At 54.5% G+C, this 2,500-nt stretch carries 1 rRNA gene (cut by a window edge); it reads left to right on the top strand.

Annotated features, from left to right (window positions below):
- Positions 1-2,434 (top strand): 23S ribosomal RNA (locus G0A00_RS25915); it begins 400 nt to the left of the window's first position.
- The last annotated feature ends 66 nt before the right edge of the window (positions 2,435-2,500 follow it).

Raw genomic sequence — 2,500 nt, 5'->3', positions numbered from 1 at the left:
GCGGGACACGTGAAATCCTGTCTGAAGATCGGGGGACCACCCCCGAAGGCTAAGTACTCCTTACTGACCGATAGCGAACCAGTACCGTGAGGGAAAGGTGAAAAGCACCCCGACGAGGGGAGTGAAACAGTACCTGAAACCGAACGCCTACAATCAGTCGGAGGCTCCTCGAGAGCTGACGGCGTACCTTTTGTATAATGGGTCATCGACTTGGTCTATCTAGCAAGCTTAAGCCGTTAGGTGTAGGCGCAGCGAAAGCGAGTCTTAATAGGGCGATGAGTTAGATGGATCAGACCCGAAACCGAGTGATCTAGGCATGACCAGGATGAAGGTTAGGTAACACTAACTGGAGGTCCGAACCCACACCTGTTGAAAAAGGTCGGGATGAGTTGTGCCTAGGGGTGAAAGGCCAATCAAACTCGGAGATAGCTGGTTCTCCGCGAAATCTATTTAGGTAGAGCGTCATCCGAATACCCCTGGGGGTAGAGCACTGGATGGGTAATGGGGCCCCACAGGCTTACTGATCCTAACCAAACTCCGAATACCAGGGAGTACTAGATGGCAGACACACTGCGGGTGCTAACGCCCGTAGTGGAGAGGGAAACAACCCTGACCTCCGGCTAAGGCCCCCAATTCATGGCTAAGTGGGAAAGCAGGTGGGACGACCAAAACAACCAGGAGGTTGGCTTAGAAGCAGCCATCCTTTAAAGATAGCGTAACAGCTCACTGGTCTAATTAAGTTGTCCTGCGGCGAAGATGTAACGGGGCTCAAGCCATGAGCCGAAGCCGAGGATGCGCATAGCGCATGGTAGCGGAGCGTAGTGTGACATAGGACTACTCCTCTTCTGCATCCTTCGGGATGTAATGGAGGAGCAAGTCCTTTCTGTGAAGCCGGGCTGTAAGGCATCCGGTGGAGAGATCACTAGCGAGAATGATGACATGAGTAGCGACAAAGAGTGTGAGAGACACTCTCGCCGAAAGTCCAAGGGTTCCTGCTTAAAGCTAATCTGAGCAGGGTAAGCCGGCCCCTAAGGCGAGGCCGAAAGGCGTAGTCGATGGGAACCAGGTCAATATTCCTGGGCCATGTGGTGGTGACGGATTGCAGAGGTCGTTCTTCCTTATCGGATTGGAAGGGCGGCTGAGCGGTTCCTGGAAATAGCCCCACTTTGAGACCGTACCCTAAACCGACACAGGTGGACTGGTAGAGAATACCAAGGCGCTTGAGAGAACGATGTTGAAGGAACTCGGCAAAATACCTCCGTAAGTTCGCGAGAAGGAGGCCCAGTTTCAACGCAAGTTTTGGCTGGGGGCACAAACCAGGGGGTGGCGACTGTTTACTAAAAACACAGGGCTCTGCGAAGTCGCAAGACGACGTATAGGGTCTGACGCCTGCCCGGTGCCTGAAGGTTAAAAGGAGGGGTGAGAGCTCTGAATTGAAGCCCAGGTAAACGGCGGCCGTAACTATAACGGTCCTAAGGTAGCGAAATTCCTTGTCGGGTAAGTTCCGACCTGCACGAATGGCGTAACGACTTCCCCGCTGTCTCCAACATCGACTCAGCGAAATTGAATTGCCTGTCAAGATGCAGGCTTCCCGCGGTTAGACGGAAAGACCCCGTGCACCTTTACTACAGCTTCACACTGGCATCAGGCCATGCATGTGCAGGATAGGTGGTAGGCTTCGAAGCAGACACGCCAGTGTCTGTGGAGCCTTCCTTGAGATACCACCCTTGCATTGCTTGATGTCTAACCGCGATCCCTTATCGGGTTCCGGGACCCTGTGTGGCGGGTAGTTTGACTGGGGCGGTCGCCTCCTAAAGCGTAACGGAGGCGCGCGAAGGTTGGCTCAGAGCGGTCGGAAATCGCTCGTTGAGTGCAATGGCAGAAGCCAGCCTGACTGCAAGACTGACAAGTCGAGCAGAGTCGAAAGACGGCCATAGTGATCCGGTGGTCCCAAGTGGGAGGGCCATCGCTCAACGGATAAAAGGTACGCCGGGGATAACAGGCTGATACTGCCCAAGAGTCCATATCGACGGCAGTGTTTGGCACCTCGATGTCGGCTCATCTCATCCTGGGGCTGGAGCAGGTCCCAAGGGTATGGCTGTTCGCCATTTAAAGAGGTACGTGAGCTGGGTTTAGAACGTCGTGAGACAGTTCGGTCCCTATCTGCCGTGGGTGTAGGATACTTGAGAGGAGTTGCCCCTAGTACGAGAGGACCGGGGTGAACGATCCACTGGTGGACCAGTTGTCGTGCCAACGGCAGTGCTGGGTAGCTATGATCGGACAGGATAACCGCTGAAGGCATCTAAGCGGGAAGCCCCCCTCAAAACAAGGTATCCCTGAGGGCCGTGGAAGACCACCACGTCGATAGGCCGGAGGTGTAAGTGCAGCAATGCATTCAGCTGACCGGTACTAATGGCCCGATAGGCTTGATCCGATCCAGGAACAGCAAGGCTGTTCCAGATCAGACGAAGCATACAACCCCTACACATACTTGACTTGG

Source organism: Salipiger sp. PrR002 (assembly GCF_010500775.1).
Lineage (GTDB): Bacteria > Pseudomonadota > Alphaproteobacteria > Rhodobacterales > Rhodobacteraceae > Salipiger.
The sequence above is the reverse complement of the archived record's forward strand: the minus strand, read 5'-3'. Positions and strand labels throughout refer to the sequence as shown.